Origin of the sequence: Caballeronia sp. LZ008, from assembly GCF_031451435.1 — a bacterium.
Lineage (GTDB): Bacteria > Pseudomonadota > Gammaproteobacteria > Burkholderiales > Burkholderiaceae > Caballeronia > Caballeronia zhejiangensis.
In genome coordinates this window covers 1,270,247-1,287,612 of the sequence record NZ_JARUXK010000001.1, presented here as the reverse complement: position 1 = coordinate 1,287,612, position 17,366 = coordinate 1,270,247, and the positions used below count along the sequence as shown (strand labels likewise).

At 63.6% G+C, this 17,366-nt stretch carries 17 protein-coding genes; 8 read left to right on the top strand and 9 right to left on the bottom strand.

Translation table 11 applies throughout. The features are described from left to right. Positions 1-9 precede the first annotated feature (9 nt). The 3 genes from hyi to lysM all read left to right on the top strand — a co-directional run bounded on the left by hyi (position 10) and on the right by lysM (position 2,545). Positions 10-810: a hydroxypyruvate isomerase gene (gene hyi, locus QCE49_RS06105; protein ID WP_034473676.1), complete on the top strand. Its 801-nt coding sequence runs from the start codon at positions 10-12 to the stop codon at positions 808-810. A gap of 27 nt (positions 811-837) precedes the next feature. Continuing rightward, entirely contained in the window at positions 838-1,746 is a 909-nt protein-coding gene (locus QCE49_RS06100; RefSeq protein ID WP_008349855.1) for a 2-hydroxy-3-oxopropionate reductase, read from the top strand. Between the two features lie 304 nt (positions 1,747-2,050). Further along, entirely contained in the window at positions 2,051-2,545 is a 495-nt protein-coding gene (lysM, locus tag QCE49_RS06095; protein WP_244808052.1) for a peptidoglycan-binding protein LysM, read from the top strand. Between the two features lie 783 nt (positions 2,546-3,328). Here lysM and QCE49_RS06090 read toward each other — a convergent pair. From QCE49_RS06090 to QCE49_RS06065, 6 genes are all read right to left on the bottom strand, one after another. Further along, positions 3,329-4,330, bottom strand: a complete 1,002-nt coding sequence (locus tag QCE49_RS06090; protein ID WP_309779723.1) for an asparaginase — start codon at positions 4,328-4,330, stop codon at positions 3,329-3,331. A gap of 21 nt (positions 4,331-4,351) precedes the next feature. Beyond that, positions 4,352-5,278, bottom strand: a complete 927-nt coding sequence (locus QCE49_RS06085; protein WP_008349894.1) for a CysB family HTH-type transcriptional regulator — start codon at positions 5,276-5,278, stop codon at positions 4,352-4,354. A gap of 25 nt (positions 5,279-5,303) precedes the next feature. Then, positions 5,304-6,362, bottom strand: a complete 1,059-nt coding sequence (locus QCE49_RS06080; protein ID WP_008349896.1) for a sulfate/molybdate ABC transporter ATP-binding protein — start codon at positions 6,360-6,362, stop codon at positions 5,304-5,306. A gap of 16 nt (positions 6,363-6,378) precedes the next feature. Beyond that, positions 6,379-7,275, bottom strand: a complete 897-nt coding sequence (gene cysW / locus QCE49_RS06075; protein WP_250459681.1) for a sulfate ABC transporter permease subunit CysW — start codon at positions 7,273-7,275, stop codon at positions 6,379-6,381. Next, the gene (gene cysT / locus QCE49_RS06070; protein WP_250459679.1) at positions 7,272-8,156 is read right to left on the bottom strand and encodes a sulfate ABC transporter permease subunit CysT; all 885 of its coding nucleotides are present in this window, start codon (positions 8,154-8,156) and stop codon (positions 7,272-7,274) included. The genes cysW and cysT overlap by 4 nt, the downstream gene beginning before the upstream one ends. 90 nt (positions 8,157-8,246) lie before the next feature. Continuing rightward, on the bottom strand, positions 8,247-9,269 hold the full coding sequence (locus QCE49_RS06065) for a sulfate ABC transporter substrate-binding protein (RefSeq protein WP_280519315.1): 1,023 nt from the start codon (positions 9,267-9,269) through the stop codon (positions 8,247-8,249). A 258-nt stretch (positions 9,270-9,527) separates the two neighbouring features. On the opposite strand from QCE49_RS06065, the gene lexA reads away from it, so the two are divergent. The 3 genes from lexA to QCE49_RS06050 all read left to right on the top strand — a co-directional run bounded on the left by lexA (position 9,528) and on the right by QCE49_RS06050 (position 11,428). Further along, positions 9,528-10,205: a transcriptional repressor LexA gene (gene lexA, locus QCE49_RS06060; protein ID WP_008349903.1), complete on the top strand. Its 678-nt coding sequence runs from the start codon at positions 9,528-9,530 to the stop codon at positions 10,203-10,205. Positions 10,206-10,402: 197 nt separating this feature from the next. Then, positions 10,403-10,729 carry a hypothetical protein gene (locus tag QCE49_RS06055; protein WP_008349906.1) on the top strand — a complete coding sequence of 109 codons (327 nt, stop codon included), beginning with the start codon at positions 10,403-10,405 and terminating at the stop codon, positions 10,727-10,729. Positions 10,730-10,828: 99 nt separating this feature from the next. Continuing rightward, complete coding sequence (locus QCE49_RS06050; protein WP_008349909.1) at positions 10,829-11,428, top strand: DUF2939 domain-containing protein; 600 nt, start codon at positions 10,829-10,831, stop codon at positions 11,426-11,428. A 35-nt stretch (positions 11,429-11,463) separates the two neighbouring features. Here QCE49_RS06050 and QCE49_RS06045 read toward each other — a convergent pair whose 3' ends face one another. Beyond that, a complete protein-coding gene (locus tag QCE49_RS06045) occupies positions 11,464-11,973 on the bottom strand; it encodes a universal stress protein (protein WP_033535751.1) in 510 nt (169 codons plus the stop codon). Positions 11,974-12,286: 313 nt separating this feature from the next. On the opposite strand from QCE49_RS06045, the gene nodI reads away from it, so the two are divergent. After that, complete coding sequence (gene nodI, locus QCE49_RS06040; RefSeq protein ID WP_250459677.1) at positions 12,287-13,249, top strand: nodulation factor ABC transporter ATP-binding protein NodI; 963 nt, start codon at positions 12,287-12,289, stop codon at positions 13,247-13,249. 4 nt (positions 13,250-13,253) lie between these two features. Then, positions 13,254-14,099 (top strand): ABC transporter permease, encoded by an 846-nt coding sequence (locus QCE49_RS06035; protein WP_175980093.1) that lies wholly within the window; start codon positions 13,254-13,256, stop codon positions 14,097-14,099. 61 nt (positions 14,100-14,160) lie between these two features. On the opposite strand, the gene gnd is transcribed toward QCE49_RS06035, so the two are convergent. Further along, positions 14,161-15,141, bottom strand: a complete 981-nt coding sequence (gene gnd, locus QCE49_RS06030; RefSeq protein WP_244808049.1) for a phosphogluconate dehydrogenase (NAD(+)-dependent, decarboxylating) — start codon at positions 15,139-15,141, stop codon at positions 14,161-14,163. A 5-nt stretch (positions 15,142-15,146) separates the two neighbouring features. Beyond that, on the bottom strand, positions 15,147-17,240 hold the full coding sequence (gene tkt, locus QCE49_RS06025) for a transketolase (RefSeq protein WP_250459675.1): 2,094 nt from the start codon (positions 17,238-17,240) through the stop codon (positions 15,147-15,149). Between the last annotated feature and the right edge of the window lie 126 nt (positions 17,241-17,366).

Here is a 17,366-nt window from a genome sequence, read left to right as displayed (position 1 = left end):
GAAAGAACAATGCCGAAATTTGCCGCGAATTTGACCATGCTGTTCAACGAAGTCCCGTTTCTCGACCGCTTCGCCGCGGCCGCGAACGCGGGTTTCAAAGCGGTCGAGTTCCTGTTCCCCTATGCCTTCTCGATCAGCGACATCCAGACGCGCCTGAAGGACAACGACCTGCAGATCGTGCTGCACAACCTGCCTGCCGGCAACTGGGAAGCGGGCGAGCGCGGCATCGCGTGTTTGCCGGATCGTGTCGCGGAATTCCGCGACGGCGTGCCGCGCGCGATCGAATACGCGAAGGCGCTGAACGTGCCGCAACTGAACTGTCTCGTCGGGATTCCGACGGCGGGCGTATCGGCGGATCAGGCGCGCGCGACCATCGTCGAAAACTTGCGCTTCGCAGCGGAAGCGCTGAAGAAGGAAGGCATCCGCTTGCTCGTCGAGCCGTGCAACGCGTACGACATTCCGGGCTTCGCGCTGAATCGCTCGAAGGAAGGACTGGACGTGATCCAGGCCGTCGGCTCGGACAATCTGTTCTTGCAGTACGACATCTATCACATGCAGCGGATGGAAGGCGAACTCGCCGCGACGATCAGGAAGAACCTGCCGAAGATCGCGCATATCCAGCTCGCCGATAACCCCGGCCGCAACGAACCCGGCACGGGCGAGATCAACTACCCGTTCCTGTTCGGGCTGCTCGACGAGATCGGCTATCAAGGCTGGATCGGCTGCGAGTACAAGCCGCTCAACGGCACGGAAGCGGGCCTCGGCTGGCTGCAGAACATCGGCGGCGTGAAGCAGCACGCGACCGCTTAAACCAGACACATAGGAGGAGCTAGAAGTATGGCAACGATCGGTTTCATCGGCCTCGGCATCATGGGCGCGCACATGGCGCGCAATCTCATCAAGGGCGGCCACAAGCTCGTCGTGAACGGCAAGTTTCCGGTGCCGGACGATATCCGCGCGCAGACGCAGGTCGTCGCGGACTCGACCGAAGTCGCACAGGCGAGCGAAATCGTCATCACGATGGTGCCCGACACGCCCGATGTCGCCGCCGTGCTGTTCGCCGATGACGGCGTCGCGAAGGGTCTCACGAAGGGCAAGCTCGTGATCGACATGAGCTCGATCGCCCCGCTCGAAACGCAGGAGTTCGCGAAGAAGATCAACGCGCTCGGCTGCGACTATCTCGACGCGCCGGTGTCCGGCGGCGAAGTCGGCGCACGCGAAGCGACGCTCACGATCATGGTCGGCGGCCCGGAGAAGTCGTTCAATGTCGCGAAGCCGCTGTTCGAACTGATGGGCAAGAACATTTCGCTCATTGGCGACAACGGCGCGGGTCAGACTTGCAAGGTCGCGAATCAGATCATCGTCGCGCTGAACATCGAGGCGGTCGGCGAGGCGCTGCTCTTCGCGGCACGCTCGGGCGCCGACCCGGAGCGCGTGCGTAAAGCGCTGATGGGCGGCTTCGCGTCGTCGCGCATTCTCGAAGTGCACGGCGAGCGCATGACGAAGCGCACATTCAATCCGGGCTTCCGTATCGAACTGCATCAGAAGGACCTAAACCTTGCGCTCGACGGCGCGCGCAAGATGGGCCTTGCCCTGCCCCACACCGCGAGTGCGCAGCAGCTTTTCAGCGTATGCGCGGCGAACGGCGGCAAGGCGTGGGATCACTCGGCGCTTGTGCGTGCGCTCGAAATCATGTCGAACTTCCAGGTGGCCGACGAGCCGCAGCAGGCCAAAGCCGCTGCGTGATTCGCGTCACCTGAACCGTGGGGCGTCCCGCGTATGGGCACGCGGGACAAATGCCGCTCTGGGCTGAGGGCGGCAAAGTGGGGTCCGAGAAGCGGCACCCGGCGGTGCGCCGGGTAAGCCTTGGTCGGTCAGACGGTTTGTCGTCGGGTGTCCGCGTCGGATTGTTGCAAACTGCGTCCTAACGCCGATGCATAGGCGGTGCTACAAATCCTTTTGTTGAAACTCAGAACTATCCGGTGGTCATCGCGACTAATCTGCCTAGACTTCGCGGGCCGTAACACCACCGTCAACCAAGGAGTGAACAATGGGAATCCTCAGCTTTATCAAGGAAGCAGGCGAGAAACTCTTCGGCGCAGCCACGCCGAGCGCGCAGGCGGCGCCCGCTGCGGCACCCGTGGATGTCGCCGCGCTAAATCAGAAGGCAGGCGAAGCCATCGCGACGTACATTCGTTCGCAGGGTCTCAATGCGGACAATCTCGATGTGAAATACGACGGCGCTTCGCATACGGTGACCGTTTCGGGTCAGGCGCCGGATCAGGCCACGAAGGAAAAGATTCTCGTCGCCGCGGGCAATGTGCAGCATGTCGATAAGGTCGACGATAAGCTGACCGTGCCGAGTAGCGAGCCTGAATCGCAGTATTACACCGTCGTGTCGGGGGACAATCTTTGGAAGATCGCCGAGAAGTATTACGGCAATGGGTCCAAGAACGATGTGATCTTCGAAGCGAATAAGCCGATGTTGAAGAGTCCGGATAAGATCTATCCGGGGCAAGTGTTGCGGATTCCTGCTGTTAACTGATTGTCTCTGTTCTACTCGAGAACGCGGACTTCGGTTCGCGTTTTTGCTTTCTGCTGAGGTGGATCTTGGTTTGCCTGCGCTTCTCGGCAATCCTGTGATCGTGTCGGTCTATTAGCGTTGCCCCTGTGCGGGGCGGCACTCACTTTCTTTGCTGCTGCAAAGAAAGTAAGCAAAGAAAGCAGCTCCTGATACGCCCGCGGTCACACGCAATTTGGGTAGTCCTCTCGTCCTCGATGGCACTCGCCTAAAGAGTGCCCTCAAACACCTAATCGGGCTTGGCTCGCGCACGGTCTGCCACATCGCACCACACAATAAACTGGTTCAGCACCAAATAGCTCCAGCCCGCTTCGCGGCCGACCGGTCAATCGGGAATGCGCGTGCTTCTCTACTAACGTCTTCATCTCGCCGCCTTTGCCGTACGTTGGTTTCCCTTGCATACCCGGCGGCAGCGCGTAGCGCTGTGCCGAAGCTCTTTCGTGCTGAACCAGCGTTCACAACGGTTTCGGGCGGCGGACCGTGCGCGATCCAAGCCCGGTTATTGTGATGAGGGCACTCTTTAGGCGAGTGCCATCGAGGACGAGAGAACTACCCAAATTGCGTGTGACCGCGGGCCTGAAAAGCTGCTTTCTTTGCTTACTTTCTTTGCAGCAGCAAAGAAAGTGAGTGCCGCCCCGCACAGGGGCAACGCTAATAGACCGACACGAATACAGGATTCCACGACCGACCGCCAGACCAACCGGCAGCCCGCCGCCGCCCGCCCGCCCCACACCCCAGACACCCACCTCAATAAACATCAAAAACGCGCTGCACGTCCTGCACATTCGAAGCCACTGCAAGCATAAGCAGCACCCGCGCCTTATAAGGATTCAGCGTCCCCGCGCTGACTGTCCCGAGCGCATCATCGTTAGCGGCGCCGTTGCGCATCACATGTCCCGAACCCACGCGCGAAGCGCGCACCACGGCAACGCCCTGCTTCACCGCATCAGCGAGCGCCTGCGTGAGCACCGCATGCATCGAGCCGTTGCCCGTGCCCGCGACGACGATACCCCTCACGCCCGCAGCAACAAGCGCATCGACCGTCACACGAGACACATCCGCGTAGCTCGCGACGATCTCGACCATCGGCCATCGATCGGCGACAGCGAACTCGCTCGCGACGGTATGCGCCCGCACGACCGTGCGCTGAAACTCGACGCGTCCGTCCTGCACGAACCCGAGCACACCGGTCTCGGGCGAGCGAAACGCATCGACGGCATAAGTGCTCGTCTTGGTGACATCGCGCGCGCTGTGAATCTGATTGTTGAAAGCGACGAGCACGCCCTTGCCCGCGGCATCCTTCGACGCCGCGACCGTCACCGCATTGAGCAAATTCAACGGACCATCGGCGGAAAGCGCGGTCGATGGGCGCATCGCCGCCGTCAGCACGACGGGCTTCGCGCTCTTCACCGTGAGATGCAGCAGATACGCGGTTTCTTCGAGCGTATCGGTGCCGTGCGTGACGACGACGCCATCGATATCGTCCTGCGCAAGCAGCTCATCGATACGCCGCGCGAGTTGCGTCCACAGCGCGGCGCTCATGTCCTTGCTGTCGATGCTCGCGATCTGTTCCGCGTGGATTCGCGCAACCGAGCCGAGCGCGGGCACGGCATCGAGCAGCTTGTCGACGCCGACGACGCCCGCCTTGTAGCCCGCGGTCTTGGAGGAATCGCCGGCCTGACCGGCAATCGTGCCGCCCGTGGCAAGCACGGCGACACGAGGAAGCGAGGAAGTATTCATGCCGGCGATTGTAAAACAGCCGGCACGACTCTAAGCGGCTTCGCGAAGCTGCGCGGCGATCTGCGCTTCATCGAGTTGCGGCGCGAACATTTCGATCAGCCGATACGCATACGCGCGCAAGAACGCGCCCTTTCGCAAGCCGACACGCGTCGTGCTCGCCTCGAACAGATGCTGCGTATCGAGCGCGACGAGCTCGGTGTCGCGCTTCGCGTCATACGCCATCGCCGCGACGATGCCGATGCCCATGCCCAGTTCGACATACGTCTTGATGACGTCGGCATCGATCGCGGTCAGCACGATATCGGGCATCGCGCCCGCGCTCGCGAACGCCTGATCGACGTGCGAACGCCCGGTGAAATCGTTGTCGTACGTGACGATCGGATATTCGGCGATCTGCTCGAGCGTGATGTTCTCGCGCCCGACGAGCGGATGATCCTTCGGCACAACGACCGTGTGATGCCACGAATAGCACGCAAACGTGACGATGTCCGGATAACGGTCGAGCGCTTCGGTCGAGATGCCGATATCCGCTTCGCCGTTGATGATCATCTGCGCGATCTGCTGCGGGCTGCCCTGACGCAGCGCGAGATGCACCTTCGGAAACACCTCGGTGAACTGGCGGATGACCTTCGGCAACGCGTAACGCGCCTGCGTGTGCGTCGTCGCGACGACGAGATGGCCGTTGTCCTGATCCGCGAACTGGCGCGCGACGCGCCGCAGATTCTCGGCATCGAGCAGCATGCGCTCGATCAGCTGATGTACTTCCTTGCCCGGCTCGGTCAGTCCCGTCAGACGCTTGCCGCGGCGGATGAAGATATCGACGCCGAGTTCGTCCTCGAGATCCTTGATCTGCTTCGACACGCCCGACTGCGACGTGTAAAGGACGTTGGCGACCTCCGTCAGATTCATGTTCTGACGCACGGCCTCGCGCACGAAGCGCAACTGCTGAAAGTTCATGTCAGCCTCTTTGATTTTTATGATGTCACTGCGCGGGAAACACTCGCAACGCGCGTGGAACGGCGGTCACGCCATCGCCGATATCGAGCCTGAGCGCGCGCCACGCCTCGCGATCCAGTTCTGCCTCGATCACGCCGCCCGCGTTGCCTTCGAGCTCGACGCGCACCGAGCCGCCCAGCGTCACGACGCGCCGCACGCCCACCACGATGCCGTCGCGATGCGTGCCGTCGGCGGGATACAGCGCGAGATCATGCGGACGCACGTACGCGAGCGCCCGCCCGCTGAAATGCGCCTGAGCCGCGATCGGGCTCGCGGCGCCATCGGCGATGAAGCCGTTCGCGTTCACTTCGCCCTGCAGCCGGTTCGCGGCGCCGAGAAACTCGTAGACGAAGGACGTCTGCGGATGATCGTACACGTCTTGCGGACTGCCCACCTGCTCCACGCGGCCATGATTCATCACGACGATGCGATCCGCCACTTCGAGCGCCTCTTCCTGGTCGTGCGTGACGAAGAGCGTCGAGATATGCAGATCGTCGTGCAGCCGGCGCAGCCAACTGCGCAGTTCCTTGCGCACTTTGGCGTCGAGCGCGCCGAACGGCTCGTCGAGCAGCAGCACTTTCGGCTCGACGGCAAGCGCCCGCGCCAGCGCAATACGCTGCCGCTGTCCGCCTGACAGTTCCGACGGAAAACGCTCCGCGAGCCAGTCGAGTTGCACGAGCTTCAGCAGCTCATGCACTTTCTCGCGAATTTTCGCTTCGCTCGGACGCTCGCGGCGCGGCTTCACGCGCAAGCCGAACGCGACGTTCTCGAACACGGTCATGTGCCGGAACAGCGCGTAATGCTGGAACACGAAGCCGACCTGACGCTCGCGCGCGCCGACCGCCGCGACGTCTTCGCCGTGCAGCACGACCTGTCCCGCATCGGCGAATTCGAGACCCGCGATCACGCGCAAGAGCGTGGTCTTGCCGCAGCCCGAAGGCCCGAGCAGCGCGACCAGTTCGCCCGCCGGAAAGTCGAGCGACACGTTGTCGAGCGCGGTGAAATCGCCGAAGCGCTTTTGCAGATTGCGAACGATGATGCTCATGATGTTTATCGGCCTCTCAATTCTGTGCGGTGGCTTTTGCGGCGGTCAATGCTTGCGTCATGCGGCGCTCCGCGAGAAGTTTCAGCGCGAGCGTCACGAGCGCGAGCAGCGCCAGCAGCGACGCCACCGCGAACGCAGCCGAGAAGTTGTATTCGTTGTAGAGAATTTCGACGTGCAGCGGCATCGTGTCTGTCTGCCCGCGGATGTGCCCGGACACCACCGACACCGCGCCGAACTCGCCCATCGCGCGCGCGTTGCAGAGAATCACGCCGTAGAGCAGGCCCCACTTCACGTTGGGCAGCGTCACGCGCCGGAAGATCTGCCATCCCGATGCGCCGAGCACGTGCGCCGCTTCCTCTTCGTCGTTGCCTTGCGCCTGCATCAGCGGAATCAGTTCGCGCGCGACGAACGGAAACGTGACGAAGATCGTCGCGAGCACGATGCCGGGCACCGCGAAGATGATCTGCACGTCGTGCGCGGCGAGCCACGGGCCGAACCATCCTTGCGCGCCGAACATCAGCACGTAGACGAGACCCGAGATGACCGGCGACACCGAGAACGGCAAGTCGATGAGCGTCGTCAGGAGCGCCTTGCCGCGAAACTCGAACTTCGCGATCGCCCACGACGCCGCCAGTCCGAAGACGACATTCAGCGGCACGGCGATCGCGGCGGTGATCAGCGTGAGCTTGATCGCGGACCACGCGTCGGGATCCTTCAGCGACTCGAAGTAATAGTCGATGCCCTTGGCGAACGCCTGCACGAACACCGCGACGAGCGGCACGACGAGAAAGAACGCGAGAAACGCGAGTGCGATACCGGTCAGGAGCCATCGCACGGCGCGCGGCTCGGTGACGGGATTGAGGCCGTGCGCGTCGCGCTGTGTCGTCGTCTGCAATGGAAGCACCTTGCTCATGCCGTTTCTCCCGCTGCCAGGGAGACGTGGACCGGCGCCGCGCCCGTCTTGCTCGTGCGGCGCTGCAGCCACCATTGCAGCGTGTTGATCAACAGAAGCATCAGGAACGACACGCACAGCATCACGACGGCGAGCGCGGTCGCGCCGGCATAGTCGTACTGTTCGAGCTTCGTGATGATGAGCAGCGACGTGATCTCCGACTTCATCGGCACGTTGCCCGCGATGAAAATCACCGAGCCGTATTCGCCCAACGCGCGCGCGAACGCGAGTGCGAAGCCCGTCAGCAGCGCCGGAAAGAGCGACGGCAGCACGACGCGCCGGAACGTGAGCCAGCGCGTCGCGCCGAGGCACGCGGCGGCTTCTTCCTGCTCGCGCTCGAAGTCTTCGAGCACGGGCTGCACGGTACGCACGACGAACGGCAGGCCGATGAACGTCAGCGCGACGAGCACGCCGAGCGGCGTGAACGCGACCTTGATGCCGAGCGGCGCGAGATATTGCCCGATCCAGCCATTGCCCGCGTAGACCGCGGCGAGCGAAATGCCGGCGACCGACGTCGGCAGCGCGAACGGCAGATCGACCATCGCATCGACGATGCGCTTGAACGGGAACGTGTAGCGCACGAGCACCCACGCGACGAGAAAACCGAACACCGCGTTGATGAGCGCGCCGCCGAGCGCCGCGCCGAACGTCAGCCGATACGATGCGAGCACGCGCGGCGACGTCACCGCGCGCACGAACTGCGCCCAGTCGAGCGTCGCCGTCTTAGCGAAGGTGGCGGCAAGCGGAATCAGCACCACGAGGCTCAGATAAGCCACCGTGATGCCGAGTGTCAGGCCGAAACCGGGTAGCGCGCTCGGTTTCCTGAATGTGAGAGTCGTCATCCTTGAATCATCCTTTTTGCGCGCGGGGTGGGCGCGCGTTGCTGCTTCGGGCGCGCGGCGTCTTGAACGCGCCGCGTCGCCGGTTGACGCTTATTGCGGCTGATAGATCGAATCGAACACGCCGCCATCCGCGAAATGCGTCTTCTGCGCCTTGGTCCAGCCGCCGAAGGTGTCGTCGATGGTATAGAGCTTCAGCTTCGGAAACTGCTTCGTCAGATCGGCGGGCACCTTGTCCGAACGCGGCCGATAGAAATTGCGCGCGGCGATCTGCTGCCCTTCGTCGCTATACAGATACTTGAGATACGCTTCGGCGAGCTTGCGCGTGCCGTGTTTGTCGACGACCTTGTCGACCACCGCGACCGGCGGCTCCGCCAGAATGCTCACGGACGGCACGACGATCTCGAACTTGTCCGGACCGAATTCCTTCAGCGACAGGAACGCCTCGTTTTCCCACGCGATGAGCACGTCGCCCTGGCCGCGCTGCACGAAGCTCGTCGTCGCGCCGCGCGCGCCGGAATCCAGCACGCCGGCGTTCTTGTAGAGCTTCGTCACGAACTCCTTGGCGGTCTGCTCGTTGCCGCCCGGCTTGTGCTGCGCGTACGCCCACGCCGCGAGATAGTTCCAGCGCGCGCCGCCCGATGTCTTCGGATTCGGCGTGACGATCGACACGCCCGGCTTCGTCAGATCGTCCCAGTCCTTGATGTGCTTCGGATTGCCCTTGCGCACGAGAAACACGATCGTCGACGTGTACGGCGATGCGTTGTCCGGCAGGCGCTTCTGCCAGTCCGCGCCGACGAGTCCCTTGCCCGCGAGCGCGTCGATGTCATAAGCGAGCGCGAGCGTAACGACGTCCGCCTGCAGTCCGTCGATGACCGCGCGCGCCTGGCCGCCCGACCCGCCATGCGACTGCTTGAAGGTTACGGTCTCGCCCGTCTCCGCCTTCCACTTTTTCGCGAAAGCCTGATTGAAGTCCTGATACAGCTCGCGGGTCGGGTCGTAGGAAACGTTCAGAAACGACGTATCCGCCTGCGCCGGCGCCGTCATGATCAAACCCGCCGCGCCGAGCGTCGCCGCAGCAAGAAGCCGTCGCAATCCCGTGTTGATGCTTTGCATTCCCCGTTCTCCGTCTTATCGAATTGACGGAATCAGTCTAACGAGGCCTCTATATGATTGAAAATAATCGTTATTCACTTTTTTATACGTAAAACTGCTAAGAACGATATTCCTGGATGGAAGAAGCGCCGGCGGGCGCGATCCGACGGTGCGGAGGCTTCGTGGCCGCGAACTTAAAGTAAAGCTTGAAAAGCGCCAAATACTGTATAAAAATACAGTCACCTGTCCATTCATACAGTGCATCAGGGGCTCGAGCCAGTGACCAAAACATCAAAACTTACCGCGCGGCAGCAGCAGGTGTTCGAACTCATCCAGCGCGCGATCGACCGCACGGGCTTTCCGCCCACGCGCGCCGAGATCGCGGCGGAGCTCGGCTTCAGTTCGGCCAATTCCGCCGAGGAGCACCTCAGGGCGCTGGCCCGCAAGGGCGTCATCGAGCTGGCGGCGGGTTCGTCGCGCGGCATCCGGCTGCTCGGCGATGCATCTCGCATCGATCGGTCCGAGGAGCTGCCGCATCAGTTCACGCTGCCGCATCAGAGCATCATGCAATTGTCTCTGCCGCTCGTCGGCCGGGTCGCGGCGGGGAGTCCTATCCTCGCGCAAGAGCACATCTCGCAGCACTATGCGTGCGACCCCGCGCTCTTTTCCAGCAAGCCGGACTATCTGTTGAAGGTGCGCGGCCTCTCGATGCGCGACGCAGGCATTCTCGACGGCGATCTTCTCGCCGTGCAAAAGCGCAACGAAGCGAAAGACGGACAGATCGTCGTCGCGCGTCTTGGCGACGACGTCACGGTCAAGCGCTGGAAACGGCGCGCGGACGGCGTCGAACTCATCGCCGAAAACCCCGAGTATGAAAACATCTTCGTGCGCGCCGGCAGCGGCGATTTCGCGCTTGAAGGCATTGCCGTCGGGCTGATCCGCTCCGGCGAGTTCTGATGTTGGCCCGCGAACGGGCAAGGCACGAAAGTCGAAGCACATTACTTTCGCACCGAGACACGAAATGTCTCATTGACATCGCAAGATAGCCTCACCAACCGCTTTCGACACCTGATTCAGGCGTCTCACAACACAACAAGCATGACGGCCACCGCGCGCGGTGCGCCGCGGTGCGTCCTATCGTCTGGAGAGTCATCATGGAACGTTTTGCCCGTCTGCTGCCCTTCCGTCAATTCGGCCGCCTGCGCCATCTGCGCACGCTGATCGCCTGCGGCATGCCGCGCGCCGAAGCCACGCCCGATCTCTTCAACGAAATGCCCGCGTTGCCGTCCCGTCAGCCGGCCTTCGCTCGCGTTTCCCTCAACAGCACGGTGCACGCCGAGGCCGAGCAGCGCGCGCCAGTGCGCGTGTATCGCGGGCAATCGCGCGTGATTCTGGTGGGCAAGATCGACGAGGTTTCGCGCATGATCGACCGCTGCATCGCCGAGGAAAATGCCGGGCTGGCCGGCGGAATCCTCGCCTGAATGGAACGCCATCGCACGCACGACGTGAATTCACGGGATTTAACCGGCGCCCGCGCGGTCAATCGGTAATTCACGTTTTGCAAGAGGCTTGGCCCAAGCATGTCCCGCACTACCCGTTCTATTGTCGTTACGCTCGTCGTCCTGGTTATCGTCGCGGCGCTCGGTTTCGTTTACGCATCGCCTTACATCGCACTCGATCGCGTGAAGCGCGCGGCCGATGCGCGCGACGCGCAAACCGTCAACGAATACGTCGATTTTCCGGCGCTGCGCGCGAGCCTCAAGGACCAGATCGCGGCGCTGCTCACGCGTCGCGTGGATATTCAAAAGAGCGGGAATCCGCTTGCGATCATCGGTGCAATGATCGGCGCGGCGCTCGTCGGTCCGCTGGTGGATTCGTATGCCACACCGGACGGCGTCGCGGCGATTCTGAACGGCATCCCGCCGCGCGGCGATCCGGGCGAGCGTCCGCCGCAAGCTGGCGACGGCGCACCAGCGAATGCGGGGAATGCGCCCGCGTCCGGCGTCACGGCCGCACGGCAGCCGCCGAAAGAACCACCGCAGACGACGGCGGGTTATCGAAGCCTGAACACGTTCGTCGTCACGTATCAACACGGCGCCGGCGATGCGCGATACTCCGCGATCTTCCACCGCAACGGGCTCGTGTCGTGGAAGCTCGTCGCGGTCGATCTCAACGGTTGACGCGTCAAGCGTCGCGGTTCACGCTTCGCACCGCATCACGCCCCGGCTTCGGCCTTGACGGGCTTCGCCGCGTACGCCGCTTCGTCTTCCGCTTCGGCCGATTCACCGGCCTGACAGACGGCAACCAGGATGCTGCACTTCACGCGATCCAGCAGCGGCGTGTTGCCCGCGCCCATCCACCAGCGCGCGAGGCCGCTGCGGCAGCGATGCCCGACGACGACGAGATCGACCTGAAGGCTGTCGGCGAGCGCCGCGATTTCGTCGATCGGATGGCCGAACGCGAAATGTCCCTGTGCCTGAAGGCCACGCTCGCGCAGCCATTCGACGCCCTCTTGCAGGATGTCGCGCGCGGCCTCTTCGAAGCGTCCGCAGGCCATGTCGGTTAGCAGTCCGGCGCTCTGCGCGATGCTCGAGCGCATATCCACCACCGCGAGCACATGCGTCTCCGCATTCAGGTCGAGCGCGAGATTGGCGCCCTGACGCAGTGCCTTGCGGCCTTCTCTGGAGCCGTCGTAGCACAGCAGGATTTTTCGGTAGCTCTCCATCTTGACCTCCCTGGCCAACGTGCCGTTGAGCGCGACTTGCCCGCGGCGTTGATTCATCATCGTGCGTCGTCCCATGGGAGACAACGCTGGAAAACGCTTACCGGCGCGAACACGCTAGCTCGCACCGTGCCAGAACCACAAAAACGTCGACGGACAAGCCTCTGGCACTTTCGGCCGGAACCGGTTCGACGCGCCCCGCACGGGTTTGACACGCCCGCGCAGCATGCGGTTGCACGCCAAGCGCCGCCTTGGTGCAATGGATTACACTAGCCCGCTGGATTTCCCTCATCCGGCTTTCCCTGCGCACAGATGCATGACTGATCAAACTTTGCAACAAAGCGCTACACGCGACGCCGATGGAAACCGCGCACCCGCCATCGAATTCAGCGAAGTAAGGAAGCACTACGGCGAGCGCACGGTCGTCGACGGCCTGTCGTTCGATGTGCGGCCCGGCGAATGCTTCGGACTGCTCGGACCGAACGGCGCGGGCAAGACGACGACGCTCAAGATGCTGCTCGGCATCACTTCGCCCGATAGCGGCGCGATCCGTCTCGTCGGCGAGCCGGTGCCCGCGCGCGCCCGATTCGCCCGCGAGCGCGTGGGCGTCGTGCCGCAGTTCGACAATCTCGATCCCGATTTCACTGTCCGCGAAAATCTGACGGTGTTCGGCCGCTACTTCGGCCTGACGGGCGCGCGCATGGATGCGCTCGTACCGTCGCTCCTGGAGTTCGCGCGGCTGGAGAGCAAGGCCGATGCGCGCGTCGGCGAGTTGTCGGGCGGCATGAAGCGGCGTCTCACGCTCGCGCGCGCGCTCGTCAACGATCCCGATGTGCTCGTGATGGACGAACCGACCACCGGGCTCGATCCGCAAGCGCGGCATCTGATCTGGGAGCGTCTGCGCTCGCTGCTTGCGCGCGGCAAGACCATCCTGCTGACGACGCATTTCATGGAAGAAGCCGAGCGTCTCTGCGACCGCCTGTGCGTGATCGAGGAGGGCCGCAAGATCGCCGAAGGACGGCCGCGCGAGCTGATCGAATCGGTGATCGGCTCGGACGTGATCGAAATCTACGGACCCGATCCGCAAGCGCTCGCCGCCGAGCTTGCGCCGCTCGTCGCGCGCATGGAAGTGAGCGGCGAGACGCTCTTTTGCTACGTCGACGATCCGCAGCCCGTGCATGCGCGCGTGAAGGGCCGCGCGGACGTGCGCTATCTGCATCGTCCGGCGAATCTCGAAGATGTTTTCCTGCGTCTCACCGGACGTGAGATGGTGGACTGAGCCAATGGATACGCTCGAACGATCCCGCATCGACAAACAGCGCGAGCCGAAGCGCGCACAAAACCTCACGCCGCTTTCCAGCGCGTTGCCCGCGAACGCCACGCACTGGATGTCCGTGTGGCGGCGCAACTATCTCGTCTGGAAGAAACTCGCGATCGCCTCGATGATCGGCAATCTCGCCGATCCGATGATCTACCTCTTCGGCCTCGGCCTCGGTCTGGGCCTGATGGTCGGGCACGTCGACGGCGTGTCGTATATCGCGTTCCTCGCGGCGGGCACGGCGGCGTCGAGCGTGATGATGTCCGCGAGCTTCGAATCGATGTACTCCGGCTTCTCGCGCATGCACGTTCAGCGCACCTGGGAAGCGATCATGCACACGCCGCTCACGCTCGGCGATATCGTGCTTGGCGAGATCGTCTGGGCCGCGAGCAAGTCGGTGCTGTCGGGCGTGGCGATCATGATCGTCGCGGGCGCGCTCGGCTATGCGAGCTTTCCGTCGATGCTGATCGCGTTGCCGGTCATCGTGCTGACAGGACTCGCGTTCGCCAGCACGGCGATGGTCGTCACCGCGCTCGCGCCGAGCTACGACTTCTTCATGTTCTATCAGACGCTCGCGCTCACGCCGATGCTCCTGCTCTCCGGCGTCTTCTTTCCCATCGCGCAACTGCCCGCGATCGCGCAACACGTCACGCAGGTCTTGCCGCTGTATCACGCGGTGGAGCTGATCCGTCCGGCGATGCTCGGCCGCCCGTTCGACGGCTTCGCGCTGCATGCGCTCGTGCTCTGCGCGTATGCGGTCGTGCCGTTCTTCCTGTGCGCGTGGCTTTTCAGGCGGCGCATGATGAAATGAAAAACGGCGATGGACTTCGAAAGCCGATCGCCGTTTTGACATCGCCGAAAAGGAAAGCGCGCTACTTCACCGGAAACTCGTGATGCCCGCCGAAGCCGAAGCGCATCGCGGACAACATGCGTTCCGGGAACGATTCGGCATCGCGCGAACGGAACCGCGTGTACAGCGCCGCCGACAGCACTTGCGCCGGCACCGCTTCCTCGATTGCCGCTTCGATCGTCCATCGTCCTTCGCCGCTGTCCGCGACTTCGGTGGAATAGCGATCGAGCGAGCCGTCGCCCGCGAGCGCGCCCGCGGTCAGATCGAGCAGCCACGACGACACCACGCTGCCGCGACGCCACACTTCCGCGATATCGGCGAGATCGAGCGAGTAACGCTCGTTCTCCGGCAGTTCCGTCGAGTCCTTGCGCTCGAGCACGTGAAAGCCTTCGGCATAGGCCTGCATCAGTCCGTATTCGATGCCGTTGTGCACCATCTTGACGAAATGCCCCGACCCGACCGGCCCGCAGTGCATGTAGCCGTTCTCGACGCGCGCATCGCGTCCTTCGCGGCCCGGCGTCGCGGGAATGTCGCCGCGTCCCGGCGCGAGCGTCGCGAGAATCGGATCGATGCGGCGCACGACCGGCTCGTCGCCGCCGATCATCATGCAGTAGCCGCGCGTCAGGCCCCACACGCCGCCCGACGTGCCGACATCGACGTAATGGATGCCCTGCTCGCGCAACTGCGCGGCGCGGCGGATATCGTCCTTGTAGAAGCTGTTGCCGCCGTCGATGATCACGTCGTCCGCGCCGAGGATCTTGTGCAGATCGTTGAGCGTGTCTTCGGTGATTTTCCCCGCCGGCAGCATCAGCCAGACGACGCGCGGCGCGGTCAGTTTCGCGACGAGATCGCCGAGATCCTTCGCGCCCGTCGCGCCTTCGCTCGCGAGCGCTTCGGTGGCCTCCGGATTGTGGTCGTACACGACGCACGTATGTCCGCCGCGCATGAGCCGCCGCCCGATGTTGCCGCCCATGCGCCCCAGTCCCACGATGCCGATCTGCATGATGGTCACTCCTTCCCGTTGGATTTCACGCGTTCGATCTGCTTCTTCGCGGCGTCGTAGACCGCTTCGGGCGTGAAGCCGAACTTCGTCTTCAGCGCCTTCAATGGCGCGGATGCGCCGAACGTGTGCATGACGATCTGCGATCCGAGGCGGCCGACGTAGCGGTCCCAGCCGAGCGTCGCGGCTTGCTCGACGCACACGCGCGCATGCACGTCCGGCGGCAGCACCGATTCCTTGTACGCGAGATCCTGCTTCTCGAAGATGTCCCACGACGGCATCGACACGACGCGCGCCGCGACGCCTTCGCTTGTCAGCTTCTCGTACGCCTCGACGCAAAGCGACACTTCGCTGCCCGTCGCGAGCAGCAGCACCTCGGGCTTCTTGCCGCCTTCGGTATCGGCGAGCACGTAGGCGCCGCGCTTCACGCCTTCGGCGGACGCGTATTTCTTGCGGTCGAACGTCGGCAGCGGCTGGCGCGTCAGCACGATGCACGACGGCTCCTTCCGATGCGTCAGCGCGACGCGCCACGCTTCTGCGACTTCGTTCGCGTCGGCGGGACGCAGCGTGCACAGGCCCGGCACGCCGCGCAGCGAGGCGAGCTGCTCGATCGGCTGATGCGTCGGACCGTCTTCGCCGACGCCGATCGAATCGTGCGTGAACACGTAGATCACCGGCACTTCCATGATCGCGGACAGGCGGATCGGCGGCTTCATGTAGTCGCTGAAAATCAGGAACGTCGATCCGTACGGACGCAAGCCCGACAGCGCGAGGCCGTTGCAGACTGCGCCCATGCCGTGCTCGCGAATGCCGAAGTGCAGATTGCGTCCGCCGTAGCTGTCGTGCTCGAAGCTGCCCGCGCCTTCGAACTTCAGATTCGTCTTCGTCGATGGTGACAGGTCTGCCGCGCCGCCGATCAGCCAAGGCACGCGCGGCGCAATCGCATTCAGCACCTTGCCGGACGAATCGCGCGTCGCGAGGCCCTTGGCGTCCGCCTCGAAGGTCGGGATGTCCGCGTCCCAGTTGTCGGGAAGCTTGCCTTCGAGCATCTGCCACGCTTCTTTCGCGAGTTCCGGATTGGCCTTCTCGTAGGCGTCGAAGCGCTGCTTCCACTCGGCGTGCAGCTTCTTGCCGCGCGCGCCCATGCCGTCGGCGAAGTGCTGCATGACGCCGTCGGGCACGTAGAACTGCTTGTCCTCCGGCCAGCCGTAGAACTTCTTCGCGAGCTTGACCTCTTCCTCCCCGAGCGCCTCGCCGTGCGCGCTCGCGGTGTTCTGCTTGTTCGGCGCGCCCCAGCCGATGATGCTTTTCACGACGATCAGCGTCGGCTTGTCGGTGTGCGACTTCGCCTTGTTGATGGCCGCTTCGAGCGCGTCCGCGTCGTTGGCGTCGTCGACGTGCAGCGTGTGCCAGTTGTAGCCGTGAAAGCGCGCTTCCACGTCGTCGCTGTAGGCGAGCTCCGTATGGCCTTCGATGGTGATGGTGTTGCTGTCGTAGATCCAGATGAGATTCGACAGCCGCAGATGCCCCGCGAGCGACGCCGCTTCGTGCGACACGCCTTCCATCATGTCGCCGTCGCCGCACAGTGCATAGACGCGGTAATCGAAGAGCTTGTCGTCGCCCTTGTTGAAGCGGCTCTCCTTCCAGCGCGCGGCCATCGCCATGCCCACGCTGTTGCCGAGGCCCTGCCCGAGCGGTCCGGTCGTCGTCTCGACGCCGGTCGTCATGCGGTATTCCGGATGGCCCGGCGTCTTGCTGTCGAGCTGGCGGAACTGCTTGATATCGTCGATCGACACGGCGGGCTTGCCGGTCGGCTTGCCGTCGCCGTCGAACTCCTTCACGCCGGCAAGATGCAACAGCGAGTACAGCAGCATCGACGCATGCCCGACCGACAGCACGAAGCGGTCGCGATTCGGCCATAGCGGCGCGTCGGGATCGTAACGAAGATGGTTCTGCCACAGATGGAATGCGACCGGCGCGAGCGCCATCGGCGTGCCGGGGTGGCCGGAATTGGCCTTCTGCACGGCGTCCATCGAGAGCGTGCGGATGGTGTCGATCGTGAGGCGATCGAGATCTTTGGCCTGAGGTGTTGCTTGAGACATGAGCGACGACTCCTTTGCGAAGAGCGCGCTGTGGCGAGGGGCGCCGCAGCGGGCAACCAGGACCATCGAGCAAGTGCAGTGCCTTACGAAAAGCACCGCACCGCGAATGACACGGGAGCGCGCCGC